The organism is Lysinibacillus sp. G1-3, from assembly GCF_056322905.1.
Window position 1 is genome coordinate 53,512 of sequence record NZ_JBWHYQ010000006.1, and the last position, 17,563, is coordinate 71,074.

Below are 17,563 nucleotides of genomic sequence, written 5' to 3' on the forward strand. Positions count from 1 at the left end.
CTTTAGTTGAAGAAGATACAAAACCAGAAGTAACAATCTTTGAGGAAACAGTCTTATTTAAAGGTGAAGAGAAGGATTTATTTAACGGATAAAATATGTTAAATGAACACGAAAGCAGCTTAGAATATTTCTAGGCTGTTTTTGATCTTTATCCGATATAATCCGTATAAAAAATATCGAGTAAAAAATCAATGGATACAATATGATGTAATTGTTAAGGAGGGAAATGAAATGTTACAAGAGTTCAATCAATTAATGGATTACATCGAAAAAAATTTAACGGAAGAAATATCTGGAAAAGAAATATCAGAAATAGTTGGTCTATCTGATTATCATTTTAAAAGGATGTTTTCTTATATGGCAGGAATGTCATTGAATGAGTATATCAAAAACAGGAGATTATCGGTAGCGAATGTTGAATTAATAAACGGTGCGAAGGTTACAGATGTTGCCTACAAATATGGCTATCAATCAATCGAGGGATTTTCAAGAGCCTTTCGTGAATGGTGTGGCTTTTTACCTTCGGAAGTAACGAAAAATAAAATTCAAAAATCATTTCCCAAATTTTCATTCTTTATAGATATTAGGGGAGGAATTTCAATGGAATTCAAAATAGAAAAGAAAGAGAAATTTAATATAGTTGGAGTATCGAAAAGGGTACCAATACAGTTTGAAGGTGTCAATAATGCGATTTTAGAACTAGCTCAGTCCATTACTGAACAACAAAGAAATGAGATGCATCAATTAGCTGATTTATATCCTCATCAAGTTTTGAATGTATCTTATGATTTTGATGATGGTTACTTAGAAGAAAAAGGTTACTTAACTCATATGATTGGTTTTGCAACAACAAAAGAAAATCAATTAGCTGATTTAGAACAACTTTCTATTGAAGAAAGTTTATGGGCGATTTTCCCTAATCAAGGCCCATTCCCTGTTACCCTTCAAGAAACGACCGCGAAAATTTATTCGGAGTGGTTGCCATCTTCAGGTTATGAAATAGCCGACCTACCTGGAATTTCTTTTACAAAGCATGATGGGACTTATGAAAATGTATATAGCGAAGTTTGGATGCCAATAAAGGAAAAAAGTAAGCATTAGTTATAACAATGAGGGTATAAGAGTTGTTTTCGAGTAGATGAACTGGTGTTCAGAAGAATAAAGGGTCATATGTATAAAACCTCATTTAAAAAGGTCACGGTGAACCTTAACGGGTGCCTTAGTGAAAAAAGGAGTACAAAAATTATCGTTAAACTCCATGTTAATTAATATTTTTCAGATTGGAGTTTGTATAAATTAGCTAGTTAAAAAAATCTGATTTCAAATCGGTTCTAAGTCAAATGTTGGGGTGTGTGATCTTTTAGCACATTAACCCAGATGAACCCCGATTTCTTTATACTTTAAATTTAATAAGATTTTTGCTCGAAAGTGATCGAAACGTCGAAAGCCATATGCATTCCGTTTCATCACTTTTGTTTTATTATTAATACCTTCCAAGAAGCCGTTAGAATAACCAAAACTAAAGCTATTTAAGATTTCTACTTGCCAGTTTTTAAATGTTTGAATTGCTTTTAAGAAAGCTGGTAATCTTGTCTCTTCTACCTTACGGTAAAAAGCTAGTAATCGCTTCTTTACTTCTACGACATCATTCTTTGTTTTTGCCCAATCAAACCATTCACAATAGGCTTCCTTTAATTCATGAGCTACTTTTAATGTTTCAGACATTTCTGTATAGCGCTGTAAGTACCACTGTTGTTTTGGTGATAATTTAGATGTACGTTTATAAAACACATGACGCATACGTTTACACTTTGTGCGATTGTATTTGTCCCATTCTTTTTGTACTTGTCGGCGCACTTCATCCATTGCCCAATAGATATAACGGCTAAAATGAAAGCGATCTGCCACAATAACAGGTCGACCTAGCGCTTGACGAACAGCTGCTTTAAAACTTGGATTCATATCCATGACCACTATTTCAACATCTGCTCCATACTGACTTAAGTAATTTTTTATAGTTTCTTTTTTACGATTCGGTAAAATATCAATCGGTTCGCGCGTCTCCGCATTCGCAATTATTAGCTGATACGTACCTGCATCTGTATCGCCTTTATACTCATCAATCGCAATCGCTTTTGGTAAACGTACACTCTCTACTAATTGTTTATTCGCTACCTTTTTAAAACGGCGAATGACCGTCGTAGTTGATGTGCCCAGTACTTCTGCAGCTTCTTTAAATGTTTTGGCTTTAATAGCACGTATACTAACTACTTGATTCCATTCTTTTGAATAACGTTGATATTTATCTACAAAGGGGGATTTTTCAGAGAAACGCTTTCCACAATTACAAACATAACGACGACGTTTATAGAAAAGAATAGTTAAACGTTCAAACCACTTTAAATGATTGATCTTTTGTATACGATAATCGTGAACCTTCGAAGTTTCTTTTTTACAAACTGGACATTGATGCGTACATTTAGGCAATTGTACATACAATGCGATTCGATCGCCTACTTCTTCTACTTTCGTAATCTCTACATCTTTTAATCCTGGGATATTCATGTTAAAATTCATTTGCACAGTTCACCTTTCTATTACTTGTTTCTCGACAATTCAAGTATATATAAATCGGTGAATCTGTGCTTTTTTTATGCGTGTAATTGTGTGAATACCCCAACAAATATTATAGAACCTTCAAATCAAGTATTACTCAATGATAGAAAGGCTTAGGAGTTGTTCCTAAGCCTTTTTTGAGGTTTTAAATGAAAGAAATGTAATGAATATAGCAGTGGTTTTATGTATTTAAAAAGATTCTTTTGTTTTCGGTACACCGGAAGTATGTATTTAAGGAATCTATTTTGTATATAGGGATGTTCTTTTTTGATATAATGATTCGCCTTAATAGGCTCTGTCCTCATTTTTTACTATGATGAGAAATAAGAAAAAATGGTGTGAAATTTTCACACCATCTCTTATTAATAACTTTGTTTATTTTTAAACGATTTTTATAAAATGCTACCTAAGCGTTTAATGCCTTCGCGGATGACTTCTGGTGTTGCATTTGTATAATTTAGGCGCATTGTATTCACACCCGTTTTAGATGTGTAGAATGGATCGCCTGGTACGAAGGCAACTTTTTGCTCCATCGCTTTATGGAAGACGTCTAATGATGAAGTTCCATTATTCATTGTAGCCCAAATGAACATTCCTCCATCTGGTCGTGTGTAGTCCACATGTGCTGGGAAAAACTCCTCCATTGCATTTAGCATAGCATCGGCTTGATTTTTATATAACGCTATAATTTTCTGAACGTGCTCCGTATAGTCATTGTTTGCTAAATAATCATAAATGACATATTGAGAGAAAATATTTGTGTGTAAGTCAGTTGCTTGCTTCGCAGTTTCGATATGCTGCATTAATTCTTTATTTTTTGTAATGATAAAGCCAAGTCGCATTCCTGGTGTGACTGTTTTAGAGAAAGAACCTAGCAAGATACTATTTTCTAATTTACCAGCGCCAATGTATGGTAGTGGCTCGCCTTGGAAGCGTAACTCTCCATACGGATCATCCTCAATTAACGCTACATCATATTTTGATAGGATTTCGAAAATTTGCTGACGTTTTTCTTTAGAATACGTAAGACCTGTTGGGTTTTGGAAATTTGGAACTGTATACACGAATTTTACATTTGGTTGTTGTAGTGCATTCTCTAATTCTTCTAAGTTTAACCCATCATTTTCGAGTGTTACACCATAAAAGGTTGGCTCACTTAATGTGAAGGCTTGAATAGCACCTAAGTAACCAGGCTCCTCGATGACGATACCATCGCCTTTGTTAATAAGTACTTTCCCAATTAGTTCAAGAGCCTGCTGTGATCCTGTTGTAATCAATACATCGTCAGCATGGACATCTAGTCCGTGTACTCGTCGGTATTTTGCAGCAATGTACTCACGTAAAGGCGCATAACCTTGTGTACCTGAGTATTGGAATAGACGACTACCGTTTTCCGAAATAGCTTTGTTCGCAGATGCCTTCAACGCTTCAACTGGGAAAGAAATTGGATTTGGAAGCCCCCCTGCAAAAGAGATGACATCCTCTGATTCTGTTACTTTCAAAATATTTCGGATGAATGAAGATGGCGTATTTAGTATCTTTTCTGAAAATTCCATAATTTATCGTTCCTTTTTTCTGATTTTTTAAAAATTATATCATTGTCATCATATGCATACAATATTATCATTGTATGCAAGACAATTAAATATTGTATGCAAAAAATGAGAGAGAAGGAGCTTAGCTTAGAATATGCCAGTTAATTCGTTTGAAGAATATCCAATGAGTTGGAAGCCGAATATTAGCGAAAGCTCGGCTCCGTTATATATAGCAATTGCTGAACAGCTGGAGCAAGATATAAAAGATGGAAAATTATCGCCAGGCACGAAGCTACCTCCTCAGCGTGAGCTAGCAGATTTTTTAGATGTTAATTTAAGCACGATAACTAGAGCTTTTAAACTTTGTGGGCAGAAGGGGCTAATTTATGCTTCTATAGGAAGTGGAACATTCGTTTCATCAGATGCAGCGACAAATAAAATATTATTACCGACAAGTAATTCTTCACAGATGATCGAAATGGGCTCTGTGCTGCCAGAAAATCATGCGAATGAGGATATTACACGTTATATGAAAAAGATGATGAATGACCCTAATTTTAGCAAATTATTTCAATACGGACGACCAGAGGGAAATGCTTGGCAAACGGAAGCAGCCATGAAGCTTTTGGAAAAGGTCAACTTTCAAACGGATCAATCAGTATTACTTGGGGCAGGGGGACAAAATGCCATTGTTGGCACGTTAGCGGCATTGTTTCAGCCAGGAGATCGAATTGGTACAGATCCCATTACTTATGCAGGTATAAAAACAGCAGCAAATATGCTCGGTATCCAACTAGTAGCAATCCAACAAAGAAACGGAGAAATGACAAGGGAGGGGCTATTATACGCTTGTAAAAATGAGCATATAAAAGGTCTTTATGTTATTCCTGATTTTCATAATCCAACTACCCATACAATGTCGATGGAAACAAGGAAAATGATAGCGGAAGTTTCGAGGCAGAAAGACTTAATCGTTATTGAGGATGCGATTTATAGTTTTCTTAAAGAGAAACCACTAGCCCCAATAGCCTCCTATGCACCAGAGAAGGTCATTTATATTGCCAGTGTTTCCAAAACTATTTCACCAGGCTTACGACTATCCTATATCGTTACACCGCCAACACTACGTAAAAGAATAATGGAAACATTGTATAACATAAATATTTCAGTGTCTTTAATGATGGTGGAGCTTACGGCAAGGATGATTCATGATGGCGTTGCGCAATCCATTTTAGAAAAGCACCGTTTGTATGCCAAGCAACAAAATGCCCTTGTCGATCAATATTTAGGCGAATATAACATTTTAGGAGAAGAAGAATGTATTTTCAGATGGCTTATACTTCCCGAAAAATTCACTAGCGTTCAGTTTGAATTGCTAGCAGCAAAAGCGGGTGTGCAAGTGTACGCAGCTGAACGTTTTGCCGTAGGAAATGCGAAGCTAGTGAATGCAGTTCGTTTGGCCATCACTGCACCTGAAAATCAGCTGGAACAAGCACTCATTATTTTGAAGGATTTACTTGAAAGTGATGGTGATTATACATTTGTTGATTAAACTAAGGAAGGTTTATAATAAAGTTATGTAAAGAAAAGTGGCGCTTCGATAGCGCATACAGGGTAAGCCAAAGTAAATGAGGAGATAGAGTATGAATAAAGGAAGAATCATTTTACATATTGACCTTAATTGCTTTTATGCCTCTGTTGAACAAATTTACGATGCCTCATTAAAAGGGAAGCCTGTAGCAATCGCAGGTAATCCTAAAGAGCGTAGAGGTATTATTATTACTTGTAGCTACGAAGCAAGAGCAAGTGGTGTTTATACAACTATGAATGTCGGAGAGGCGCGCCGAAAGTGCCCAGAGCTAATTGTACTACCACCTAATTTTGAACGATATAGAGCTGCCTCCAAGTCATTTTTTAATTTGTTAAAAGAGTATAGCGACATTCTCCAACCAGTTTCAATCGATGAAGGATATTTGCAACTTCCTATAGTTGAAGGCCAACATGTATTGCAACATGTACAACATATGCAAGATAGAATCTGGAACGAACTGCAACTCCCTTGTTCAATCGGCATTGCACCGAATAAATTTTTAGCGAAAATGGCAAGTGATATGAAAAAACCAATGGGTATAACCGTACTCCGAAAGCGCGATGTTCCCGCAGTATTGTGGCCGTTGAATGTCATTGAGATGCATGGAGTAGGTAAAAGTACAGCGGAGAAATTAGGTAAATTAGGTATCAAAACAATTGGAGAACTAGCTGTAGCTGATGAATATATATTAAAGCAAAACTTTGGCATTAATGGTCTGCGTATGAAGCAAAAGGCAAATGGTGAAGATGATAGACCAATTGATCCAGAAGCAATATACGATACGAAAAGTGTAGGGAATTCAACAACACTTTCTCGTGATACGACAGATAGAGATGAACTATATAAAGTAATCGCAACACTTTCTGAAAAGGTAGCGGAAAGATTAAAGGCCAAGAAACTTGCTGGAGTTACTGTAAGTATTATGATTCGTTCAGCTGATTGGGAAACATGTACACGAAGTAAGTCTATCAATAACGCAATTCATTCAAAAGAAGATATCGTAGAGCATGCCTGGTATTTATTTAATAAGCATTGGGACGAAGAACCTGTACGATTACTGGGTGTTACTGTATCGAATGTCAGTGATATTAAAGAAACGACACAACAGCTAACGTTATTTAATTTTGAAGAGCATGTAAAAGATGAACCAATCATTAAACTGGTTGATCAAATTGAGCAAAAGTTCGGAAAAGGAACGATTTTGCGAGGTTCAGATATTGCCAAACCAGCTGGGAAATATCAAGCAAATACGAGTTTTAGTAAGGACTTTTGGGACGAACATAAGTAGAATAAATGATCAAACTTTAAAATCAAACAGAAAACCGTCATTTACGATTAACCTTTTTTCGAAATGACGGTTTTCTATTTGTATTTAGATTGAAAGCGGCTTATTTAAGTGGAAATATTATATGTTCGTTGAAATTTCATTTTCCTTTTGTTCATAGTTTTCACGGCGATCTTTGATTTTTTGTAATACACTATCTAGCACATTCCGTTCAGCTAGCGTTTGATATAGGACATTTTGTACCTGTGCGGCTTCCTTGTTTTCTTCTTGATTACTTAGAAATTCACTGAATGTTCCCATATAATCATGGTAATCTATATTGGAAAGTGTCTTAGCAGCAACCTGTTTGTGCTCTGTTAACGCAGAAGTAAACTGTTTACGTGCCTCATCTGGTTGGGCAGGTATTAGTTTGATTTTACCTTTTGTATTTGAGTCTCCTGTGAAGTCAAGGAATTGATAATCGAACGCCAATGGTTTAGCAAGGGCGATATGAGCGTGAAGAGCAACAGCATGGTCAGGAAGTTTTTCAGTTATCTCACGAAGGATATCGTTTCCTTTGTCAAGATAACGACTGCCATCGAATGCAAGAACTCGGCCGACTTCTTCAGAGAAATAGTCTTGAGCAAGGAATTCCTGATCGTATCCTGTAGGTGGTAAAACCCGAAGTCTTAAGTTATTTGATACGATGTTATGGCCGTTTATTTGCATAGCTACTTGAATGTTATAAAATCCTGGGTCATCAATTAACCACCCATTTTTCCCTACGGACGCGAAAATAGTTTCGTACAGTGATTCACCAGGCATTATTACCTTATTCTCTTTGTTCCATAAATATTGAACATGAGGTAGTAATCGACGTCCTTGTTTTCCATCTTTTTTAACCATTACAGTCATTCCGTATAAATCGGACAATATATGTTTATTGATTGACTGAGGTTGATTCGAAGTATTTGTTAATTTGATTTCAATAACTGCAGGTTCTAACCATTGGAATATAGACGTTTTACGGTTAACCCTCAATTCAAGATTAAAAGAAGGGTGAATAGAATCGATCGGTTGTTCAAAACCATGATCTACAGCCCAATCAGCATTACCCATTTGTACGAAGCGCTCAGGAGCGTGACGCAAAAACAAAAGCTCTTGATCACTAAAACGATACTCAAAGTTTTTAAAGAACTCCTTACCATTAGTTTTACTATCAAAATTGTAAGGATAATTCATAAAGCTTAGAGCCTTTGGTTCAGGGATAAGAGGGCGCTCTAAAGGTTCCCAAGGATGACCTAGATGTTTTTGCCAAGAGTGCAGAAGATTAAAAGCATGTCCCATCTCATGGCAAGCACACCAAAAACGATTGCGCTGTACATAAGCTTCAGGAGAGGGGTCACCTTTTGGTGGATCTGAAATAAATGAATTATTAAAAATGGCTGTCCCTTGACGATGATTCGGACCTATACTATCAAACATAATGCCGCCCAGACCATGGCCTTCTTCAGCTTCCGAATTGGCAAAGAATGTCCACATGGACCATTGGGGCTTATTTTCAAAGTGTGACCAATATACTTGCATGGCATCATGCATCTCTTGAGTGTTCCACTTTTTATCTTTTCTTGTATAATCTTTGGAAACGATATTATTACCGTCTGATATTTTCACATCAAACCCAGTGCGTTTGAAAACTTCAGAAATTGACAAAGTTTCATCCGGCAAAGATGCTGGCTTGTCTGGATGCGCGTGTGTTTGATATGTTATGAATGGCGTTGTACCTTCTTCAGCATCAAATTCAAATTCCACAGTGTGGAAGTGAGGAGATTGAAACTTGAACGTGCTAGTTCTGTCTGTCTCCCCTCCAATCAGAAATGCGACTTCTGCAGTATGCTGTTCAGGGATTGAACCGCGTGTTACTTGTATTTTTACATTTGTATAAGGAAATGATTGTATGTCGTCTAAGTATTTATTTCGAATATTGCCTGTCCAATTATTTGGTCCATTAGCTGTTAACTTGGCAATCCAATGAATAGTAGAAGACATGTCTGAAATAATAGTCCCGCTTGCTACCATTTGTGGGTAGTATCCATCTACATCGATGCGAAGTTCCTCACTGATTTGCTGTTCACTCCATGCATATAAGCCACTAATTGGTGCGAGGGGAAATTCTCCTAAACTGGAAGGGGTAATGGCTTTTACTAATTCTTTTGTTTCGTTCGTCTTGTTTTGTTCCATCTTTATTACCTCCATGTTTATTATTTTTTTCTTTCTTCCTCAATCCCAAGAGCTACAATGTTTCAACAAAAATGCTAAATGTGTTTCAAGTATTATATATGCAGGAGTAAATATAAATATGACACATAAATACTATAAATTGGTAAAATAAATACAGTGTATAAAATATAAGAATAATCTAATTATTTCCCGAGAAATACAAGAACAAAGAAAGAAGGTGTGGTAATGCAATATAAGGAGTACGGTGATCTACAGAAGCCACTCATATTGTTTATTCATGGGGGTGGTGTTGGAGGGTGGATGTGGGATAAACAAGTCCAATACTTTTCCCATTATCATTGCGTTGTACCAGAATTAATAGATAACGAGGCTAGTAATACCTCTGATTTTACAATCGAAGATAGTGCAAAAAAGCTTCTAAGTTTAATAGAAGAAAAAGCAAAAAATAAGCATGTCATAGTAGTCGGATTTTCACTAGGAGCTCAAATTGCTATTCAAATGGTTAGCTTAAAGCCGCAATTAATAAATTTTGCCATCATCAACAGTTCTTTAGTGACACCTTCCCCAACTGCAGAAAAATGGCTTAGACCATTGATAAAATTAACTTTTCCCTTAATAAAAAATAAATCATTCGCCAAGCTTCAAGCTAAAACATTATATGTAGATCAAGAATATTTTGAGCAATATTATGAAGATAGTTCAAAGATGAAAGTAGATACCCTTATTAAAATATTGAAAGAAAATATGTCGTTTGCCATCCCCCGTAATTTTTCGAAAGCTCAATGTAACATTTTGGTAACTGTCGGTGAAAAAGAGAAAGATAACATGAAAAAATCTGCGATCCATCTTGTGAATAGCAATCCTAATTGCCAGGGTGTTGTGCTATCTAATATCGGTCACGGTGTTTCATTAGCGAACCCTGAGTTCTTTAACCGTTTTGTAGAAGAGTGGATGAAGGATGGCAAGTTACCAGATGGGGAGGTTATTAATTAGTGCATCGTAAAAAAGGGGATTTATTCCCTGTTTTCTGAAGAGATAGGGGGGATATTTTAAAAATATATGCTATATTTATAAGTTGATTGGAGTTATTTACTAAAGAAAAATATGAGAAAGAAAAGATTGAAGCAATGGGAGTGATAAGAGGTTTTAGCCAAACGGATAGCATCGAATAGTCCTGTTCAGTAAAAACTCATCTAACCATAATTTTATCAAAGGCTTGATAGTATAGCTTAGAAGCCATTCCTTCGTATAGCACCATATTAATAGGGAATGGAATACTACCACAAACGGATGAGTGGTAAAATATAGTAATGGAGTAATTTTATAAATTTGACCTAAGGAGAGAAGTACAAATGGGGAAGAAGAAAAAAACCTTACCGAAAAATTTCGATGAACTAATAGAAGCAGGCGATATACCAGCATTAAAAGAAGTATTTATGCAATGCGAATTAGATGCCCGTGGCGGTTACAGTAAATCAACAGCTTTGAGCTTTTTCAATATACCGAATGATTTGGTCCGCTGGCTCGTGGAACAGGGTGCTGATATAAATGCTAGTGACAGTTACGGAAGAACGGCTCTACATAAACATTCAATAAGTTGGTGCGGTAATACTGAATTGCTACTTGAGTTGGGTGCAGATATAGAAGCCATTGATTATCAAAATGAGACACCTTTATTTGCCGCTGCAGCTTCATTCAAGCCAAATGCGGTAAACACGTTGATTGCCAAAGGAGCAAATATCAGCGCAGAAAATAAGATGAAACAGACACCCTTAGAAAAAGCTTTGGCAATGTGTAGGAACATAGATATCGTCAACATGGCGAAAGTTGCCGATATTTTGCTTAACGCTGGAGCAACTGAAACGCAGAAGATGAAAGACTCTATTAAGCGAATTGGAAATGACTTTGAGTTTCACAGAGAAGGCTTTAATAAAGAATATTTGAATCAAACAGAGGAGGCACTTTTACGTCTATATGAGCTATTTGATGTTCCTCCAGTAGGGAAACGAAAGACTCACGATGGCACCTCTCCGATAGCGGTATCAACAAAGGGATGGCAGGCGCAACACAATGAACTCTGGAATTTATTAATTCCTTCACAAGGACATGCGAAAACCGTACAGGGTGAGGTTATCCGTATTACTGGTAAAGTATCATACGAAATTTTAGATAACGGCAGTATCAACTGGGATAATCAATATCGTAAAATGATTAACAGTTTAGACCATTACTTTAGCTTGGGTACGCCATTACATCCAGATGCACTTCTGGAGGCTGAAAGATTAGTGAAAGAACTTCACAACGGCAATGGTAGTAATGAGCCTACGAGACTATGCGAACTGGCGGTGCATTGGGTACTCAGCAATCCTAATCCTATTACTTCGGAACAGCCCAACTATAAGCGATAACTTATATACGACTTAATCAGCGTATACAATAAGTTTTTTTATGTACTATACATTCTTTTTTTTTAAGCGTACACCAGTAAGAAGAGGGATGAAATAAAGGGGGTAATCAAACATGACGGAACGCGTACCATGCAAGACGGAAAAGTAAGTTGGTATTTCGCTAAAGTAGAGCAGAGCCATTTTTAATTTAATTAAACCCACCAGCACCAATGTGTTGCCACAGATATTCTACGCATTTAGAGTGCGTGGTTTGGTTGGAGTTGTAAATGTATTTAATAAAGAAAAACTTTGCCTCCGCATTGTAATTTATATCAAACGTAGTCAAACATTCTAGAAAATTGCTAAAACCCTTATAAACACTGTAATTACAGCACTTTATAGAAATGGTGTTTCGACTCCCGCCGTCTCCTACATTGATACCATCGGATATCAAATAGTATAAAGTGATTTTAAGTAATTACGGATACACCTTAACAAATGAAATCAATCTCAATATATACATACTCTGTCGAAGTATTACGTTAATATATTGCTGTAGTTCACTAGCGTGCTATTTACATTATATCCACCTAATTAACGATCTTGTATGATGGTTTTAGAGAATGCGTTAAGAGAAATTCAAGTTACCGAAAATATTAGTGTTAGAAGGTGGTAAGGAATTTCATAGTGTTTATTTTGATCCACTGTTAGCCAAATATAATGTCATAAAAGGGCAGCGACCAAGATCAAAGCTTAAATTTCGTTCTGTCTGTAAAAGAATGTTTGGTACAATAACACGGATTTTATTCATAATCTATTAGGGAATACACAAATAATGAAGAAAGAATAGAGAAGTGACTAAAAAATTTAAACCGAACAAAATGTAATTTGGACATATGAATCATTACACGAAATGATGGATGAATAATGTAATCAAATATATGATCTTTCATTCTACAATAAGTACTTCTCCGATGGCATGGATATTGTAGCTCCAAAAAAGTATGTTCATAAAAGTGTAGGGAGACATGTTAATACTCAAAAAGGATTTAAGCCTTAAATTGAACATTGAGAACTATAACCAAGCATTTTCAACCAAATTCGAATTATAAAACTACTTTAGAAAACTGGTTTTTAACGTTACCTATAATTCATATATATAGAGTAAAAGCTAATAGGGGAAGAAATCATTGGACAAACAAAATAGCAGATATAGATGGGTTGTATTTGTTTCTGTATTGTTTACTTATTTGTTAATGGCTAGTCAACGAACCGCCCCAGGACTGATTACAGACCAATTGATGAATGATTTTAATGTAACAGCATCAACGATTGGGTTATTGACGAGTATACAATTTTTTGTCTACACGAGTTTGCAAATTCCGATGGGGATTTTAGCTGATCGATTTGGGCCGAATTTTTTTCTAATTATTGGTGCTACTCTTACGGGTTTAGGGACAATTATTTACAGTATGGGTACACATGAATTCGTCCTGTTTTTTGCCAGAATACTAACTGGGGTAGGGGATGCGACCATATGGGTTAACATGGTACTAATTTTGGCCCAATGGTTTCAACCAAAGGAATTTGTTCGATTAATTGGCCTGGCGGGCATGACAGGAAGTCTTGGTTTCTTATTGGCGACAGTACCTTACTCCACGTGGATACTTTTATTTGGTTGGAGGGTAACATTTTTCTCAGTAGGACTACTATTATGTTTGTGTGGCCTTCTCCTTTATTTTGTACTTGTGAAAAAAACAAAACAAATTTATGGGTATGAGCAAGAAGTATATACAGCAGAAGTGCAACGTGAAAAAACATCCGTTTTACTACGAAGAATATTTACTAATCCGCAAGCATGGGCTCTATTCTGTTGCCATTTTGGGGTAGTCGGCGGTTATGTAGGGTTTATCAGTTCGTGGGCAGTACCATATGGGATGAATATGTATGATATGACTCGTTCAGATGCCAGCCAACTGATTATGATCGGTCTTATAGGGGCACTTATTGGAGCACCTCTAGCTAGTTGGATTTCAAGTCGGTTAGAAACAATAAAAAAACCGTATATTGTCGTTCATATCATTGTTTTTTTAGGTTGGTTTTCTTTCCTTTTATGCAATGGGCATCCTTCCTTTTTCTTTCTAATCATTATTTTCTTTATCATTGGCTTTGGATATGGGGCAAGTGCATTAACCTTTGCAGCTGTACGTCAATCTTTTAAACTGGAGGAATCAGGAATTGTTTCAGGGATTGCGAATACGGGCGGCTTTCTAAGTGCTGTTTTGCTACCCATCATTTTTGGATATATATTGGATCATTTTCAATCAACTTCAGGAAATCTATTTGATGGCTATTACTATGGTTTTATCACGCCAGTTATTTTCTCCATCGTTGGTTTGATTGGAGTGACTTTATTTAAGGAAAAACATCAGAATGTAAATAAGAATAATAAGCAGGGGTAAAGTGCATGGAAGCAAAGCAACCATTCTTTGCTCCTGTTTTTTATTCCTTTACTAACCTGATTTACAGGGTATAGGCTTATCTCCAAAAGTTGTGGATGACATTTGTTAAACGTATACCTTGTATATAAGTTGATTGGAGTGGAGGCTGGGCGACTCCTTGGGGATTAGCGATAGAGGAACGAAGGCTAAAAGCATCACATCCTGTGATAACGCCTTCGTGACCAACATCGGTGCTGCTGCCGCTTCGCTTTCGCGCAAAAAACATCTGTTGGCCCGAGACCCTGCAGCGAAGCGAAGCGGGTAGAGAAACGAAGGCTAAAAGCATCACGTCCTGTGATAACGCCTTCGTGACCAACATCCTGTTGCCCCGACGCCCCCAGGAAGCTTTGCTCTGTGCGAAAGCGTAGTGCTAACGTAGCGGCAACAAATGTTTTATCTGTGCGCAAGCGTAGCGACAGCAACAACAAATGTTTTATCTGCGCGAAAGCAAGGCGACAGCGACAAAGCGCCCAGCCGGAACGGAAATCAATCACACGTTTTGCTGAAGAGCCAGGGTATATAAAAACAGTAAGATATTAGGTATAATTATAAATTAAGAAAAGAAAAATTATGATTAGATTAAATCTAGTAAAGAAGGGGGAGAAAACTTAAATTGACAAATAATAATAAAACGGTTATCCGTTCTATGGATATATTAAATTTATTTATCGATCATACTGAACTGACATTTCAAGAAGTAATTGAATTATCAGGAATCCCTAAAACCTCAGCCTTTCGCATGTTGAAATCTTTTGAGGAAATGGAATTTTTAGAAAAGGGAACTGATGCAAAATATAGGTTAGGTATTCTCTTCCTTAAATTTGGACATCTAGTATCAATGCGCCTAGATGTGCGAAAAATTGCAGAACCAATTATGAATGAGTTACATAATGATGTAAAAGAAGCGATTAATTTAATCGTTCGTGATGGTGACGATGCTGTTTATATCGAGAAAATAGATACGAAGCAAAAAGTTCGACTCTACACAGCAATTGGTAGAAAAAGTCCTCTTTACGCAGGAGCATGCCCTCGTGCTGTATTATCCTTTTTACCGGATGCAGATATAAAGGAATATCTTGAATCGGTAGAACTTAAATCATTTGCAATGGGGACGATTACTGAAAAAGAAAGGCTTTTTGAAACGATTGTGCAGGCTAGAGAACTTGGTTATACAATCAGCCATTCAGAATTAGAAAATTATACATCTGCTGTTGCAGCACCGATTTACGATCATAAAGGAGAAGTCGTTGCGGCAATGAGTATTGCGGGACTAGAAACCAATTATCAAGGGGACAACGTTGAAATCTTCGTCGATAAACTTAAGAAGGCTACCGCACAAATTTCTAAACAATTGGGGTATGAACAGCTTTAAAAAAAGGGTAGTCTCAAAAGTTATTTGAGATTACCCATTTTGTGTTGGAGTTGCTGATTTTTAAGAAAATATTATTATCTAAATATGCTATAACCTTTTTAAACGGAGCCCAAATGCTAATTCATTTCGTTTTTTTTCTTGATGAATTAATGCCAATTGAGCTTCTTCCAGAGTGACCTCTTTAAAATAGACTCTACCATTTGCTTGCATTTGCGCTAGTGATGGCAAATCGGCAGCAATCACTTGAGCTATTTTAGGATATCCACCAGTTGTTTGTCGATCTGCCATTAAAATAATAGGTCGCCCATTGGAGGGCACTTGAATCGTTCCAAATGTAACCCCTTCGGATAATAATTCAAATGGCTCTTTTAATTGAATAGCTTCTCCTTCTAATCGATAGCCCATTCGATCTGCGTGCGTTGTGATAGTGTAAGGTGTTGAAAGGAATTTTTTTAAACTCTCCTTATCGAAATGCTCATATTCAGAGCCTCTTATAAAGCGGATTGTTTGCGTTTTTTTAAATGTAACAAAGGATGTGTAATCAGCTGACCAAGGAAGGTACGTTGGTTCTTTTTTTAATTGTTCAAAAAGAGCCTCTCCTAACTCTGATCGTCTATCTAATTCAAAGACATCATTCTTCAGCAATTTTCTTCCTTGAAATCCTCCAATTCCAGCACGTATGTAGGTACTTTTACTGTTCATCACTTCGGGCACTTGAATTCCGCCACTAAACGATACGTAGGCTCTGCAACCACTAATCGCAGTATTAAATTTTAAAACAGATCCTTTTTGAATTAAAAGTGGTCGCCACATGGGTGCTTCTTTGCCATCTATTGTAGGTTTCAAATTACCACCTGTAATTGCGATCAGTTCATCCGTTTCAAATAAAAGGGATGTTCCATAAAGTGTCACCTCAAGTGCGCCTTCTCCTTCCGAATTTCCAACAAGTAAATTCCCGATTCGTAAGGAATTTGAATCCATTGCTCCTCCGACAATAACACCAAACTTTTGTAGCCCATATCTTCCTAGGTCTTGAATGGTTGCCAGCATTCCTGGCTGTAATACTTTTATGCCCATATTTTCATCTCCCATTCGCTCTTATATTCTTCCAACGAAATTGGTACAAACTGAATTCGATCACCAGGTTGTAATAAGGTTGGAGGAGATTGTTCAGGTAGAAACAAACGAGAAGGTGTTCGTCCGATGATTTGCCATCCCCCTGGAGTTTCTAATGGGTAAATACCTGTTTGATTTCCCGCAATTCCAACAGATCCCGGAGTAATCGATAACCGTGGAGTTTCTTTACGAGGTGTTGCTATTTGTTTGTCCATTCCTCCCATAAACGGAAAACCTGGAGCAAAGCCTATCATGTAAACAAGATATTCTACAGAAGAGTGAATGTTAATAACTTCATTAGGTGTTAAACCATGATAAGAGGCTACAAATTCTAAATCTGGTCCCATTTCACCACCATATACTACCGGGATTTTTACGACACGTTCCTTGCTTGTTTCAACTATGTGAGATTGATTCATTAAAGAAAGAATTGTTGCTTTCACCTTTTCGTAAGGCATTTCGCCTTTTTTTCCTATATTTGAAAAGTATACTTCAATCGGATTGTAATAAACCGTCACATTATTATAGGCAGGCACAACCTCGATGAATCCTTCAAATGGATTTCTTTCTAATAAGTTCAATATATTTTTAACTTTGTTGTGATTTGCCTCACTGATTCCTTCACCTACATGAATGACTAGTGCAGAATCACTCAAAGGTCTTATCTGTACATTCTCTTTTAAATTCATCATAAAAACCATCTCCTGAAGTTTCGTAATTCGGTATGTAAGTTTTAAATAACGGATTATTAATATTATATTTAAACAATAAACGAAAACAAGTTTAATTTAAATGAAAATTTAAAAAAAAAAATTATTTCTCAAAATTTCAAATTCATACTTTTCAGTAACAATAAAATATGTTAAGATTTTTTTAAATTTCAAAACTTAAGTTCCGAATATCGGTACAAAATGTTTGTAAACGTATTCAGTGTAACTAT

Annotated in this window: 12 protein-coding genes; 7 read left to right on the top strand and 5 right to left on the bottom strand. The window is 36.4% G+C overall.

Translation table 11 applies throughout. The annotated features are described in order from the left end of the window. Nucleotides 1–231 precede the first annotated feature (231 nt). Entirely contained in the window at nt 232–1,101 is an 870-nt protein-coding gene (locus ACVYAD_RS07535; protein ID WP_476425575.1) for an AraC family transcriptional regulator, read from the top strand. Between the two features lie 267 nt (nt 1,102–1,368). Here ACVYAD_RS07535 and ACVYAD_RS07540 read toward each other — a convergent pair whose 3' ends face one another. Further along, the gene (locus ACVYAD_RS07540; RefSeq protein WP_476425577.1) at nt 1,369–2,583 is read right to left on the bottom strand and encodes an ISL3 family transposase; all 1,215 of its coding nucleotides are present in this window, start codon (nt 2,581–2,583) and stop codon (nt 1,369–1,371) included. 425 nt (nt 2,584–3,008) lie between these two features. Next, nucleotides 3,009–4,172, bottom strand: coding sequence for an aminotransferase-like domain-containing protein (locus tag ACVYAD_RS07545; protein WP_349660527.1), 1,164 nt, complete (start codon nt 4,170–4,172; stop codon nt 3,009–3,011). A gap of 133 nt (nt 4,173–4,305) precedes the next feature. Between ACVYAD_RS07545 and ACVYAD_RS07550 the strand changes: the two genes are divergently transcribed. Together ACVYAD_RS07550 and ACVYAD_RS07555 are read left to right on the top strand one after the other, a co-directional pair. Then, a complete protein-coding gene (locus ACVYAD_RS07550; RefSeq protein WP_476425579.1) occupies nt 4,306–5,703 on the top strand; it encodes an aminotransferase-like domain-containing protein in 1,398 nt (465 codons plus the stop codon). Between the two features lie 91 nt (nt 5,704–5,794). Next, nucleotides 5,795–7,030: a DNA polymerase IV gene (locus ACVYAD_RS07555; RefSeq protein WP_476425581.1), complete on the top strand. Its 1,236-nt coding sequence runs from the start codon at nt 5,795–5,797 to the stop codon at nt 7,028–7,030. Between the two features lie 117 nt (nt 7,031–7,147). On the opposite strand, the gene ACVYAD_RS07560 is transcribed toward ACVYAD_RS07555, so the two are convergent. Next, nucleotides 7,148–9,247, bottom strand: a complete 2,100-nt coding sequence (locus ACVYAD_RS07560; protein WP_476425583.1) for a hypothetical protein — start codon at nt 9,245–9,247, stop codon at nt 7,148–7,150. A gap of 225 nt (nt 9,248–9,472) precedes the next feature. Between ACVYAD_RS07560 and ACVYAD_RS07565 the strand changes: the two genes are divergently transcribed. The 4 genes from ACVYAD_RS07565 to ACVYAD_RS07580 all read left to right on the top strand — a co-directional run bounded on the left by ACVYAD_RS07565 (nt 9,473) and on the right by ACVYAD_RS07580 (nt 15,507). Continuing rightward, complete coding sequence (locus ACVYAD_RS07565; protein WP_476425584.1) at nt 9,473–10,240, top strand: alpha/beta fold hydrolase; 768 nt, start codon at nt 9,473–9,475, stop codon at nt 10,238–10,240. A gap of 359 nt (nt 10,241–10,599) precedes the next feature. Continuing rightward, nucleotides 10,600–11,655, top strand: coding sequence for an ankyrin repeat domain-containing protein (locus ACVYAD_RS07570; RefSeq protein ID WP_476425585.1), 1,056 nt, complete (start codon nt 10,600–10,602; stop codon nt 11,653–11,655). A 1,169-nt stretch (nt 11,656–12,824) separates the two neighbouring features. Then, nucleotides 12,825–14,096 carry an MFS transporter gene (locus ACVYAD_RS07575; RefSeq protein WP_476425587.1) on the top strand — a complete coding sequence of 424 codons (1,272 nt, stop codon included), beginning with the start codon at nt 12,825–12,827 and terminating at the stop codon, nt 14,094–14,096. 652 nt (nt 14,097–14,748) lie between these two features. Next, the gene (locus ACVYAD_RS07580) at nt 14,749–15,507 is read left to right on the top strand and encodes an IclR family transcriptional regulator (protein ID WP_476425588.1); all 759 of its coding nucleotides are present in this window, start codon (nt 14,749–14,751) and stop codon (nt 15,505–15,507) included. Between the two features lie 87 nt (nt 15,508–15,594). Here ACVYAD_RS07580 and ACVYAD_RS07585 read toward each other — a convergent pair whose 3' ends face one another. Together ACVYAD_RS07585 and pxpB are read right to left on the bottom strand one after the other, a co-directional pair. Beyond that, nucleotides 15,595–16,584 carry a 5-oxoprolinase subunit C family protein gene (locus ACVYAD_RS07585; protein ID WP_476425590.1) on the bottom strand — a complete coding sequence of 330 codons (990 nt, stop codon included), beginning with the start codon at nt 16,582–16,584 and terminating at the stop codon, nt 15,595–15,597. Further along, on the bottom strand, nt 16,575–17,315 hold the full coding sequence (gene pxpB, locus ACVYAD_RS07590; protein WP_476425591.1) for a 5-oxoprolinase subunit PxpB: 741 nt from the start codon (nt 17,313–17,315) through the stop codon (nt 16,575–16,577). Before pxpB ends, ACVYAD_RS07585 begins: the two co-directional genes overlap by 10 nt. Nucleotides 17,316–17,563 lie beyond the last annotated feature (248 nt).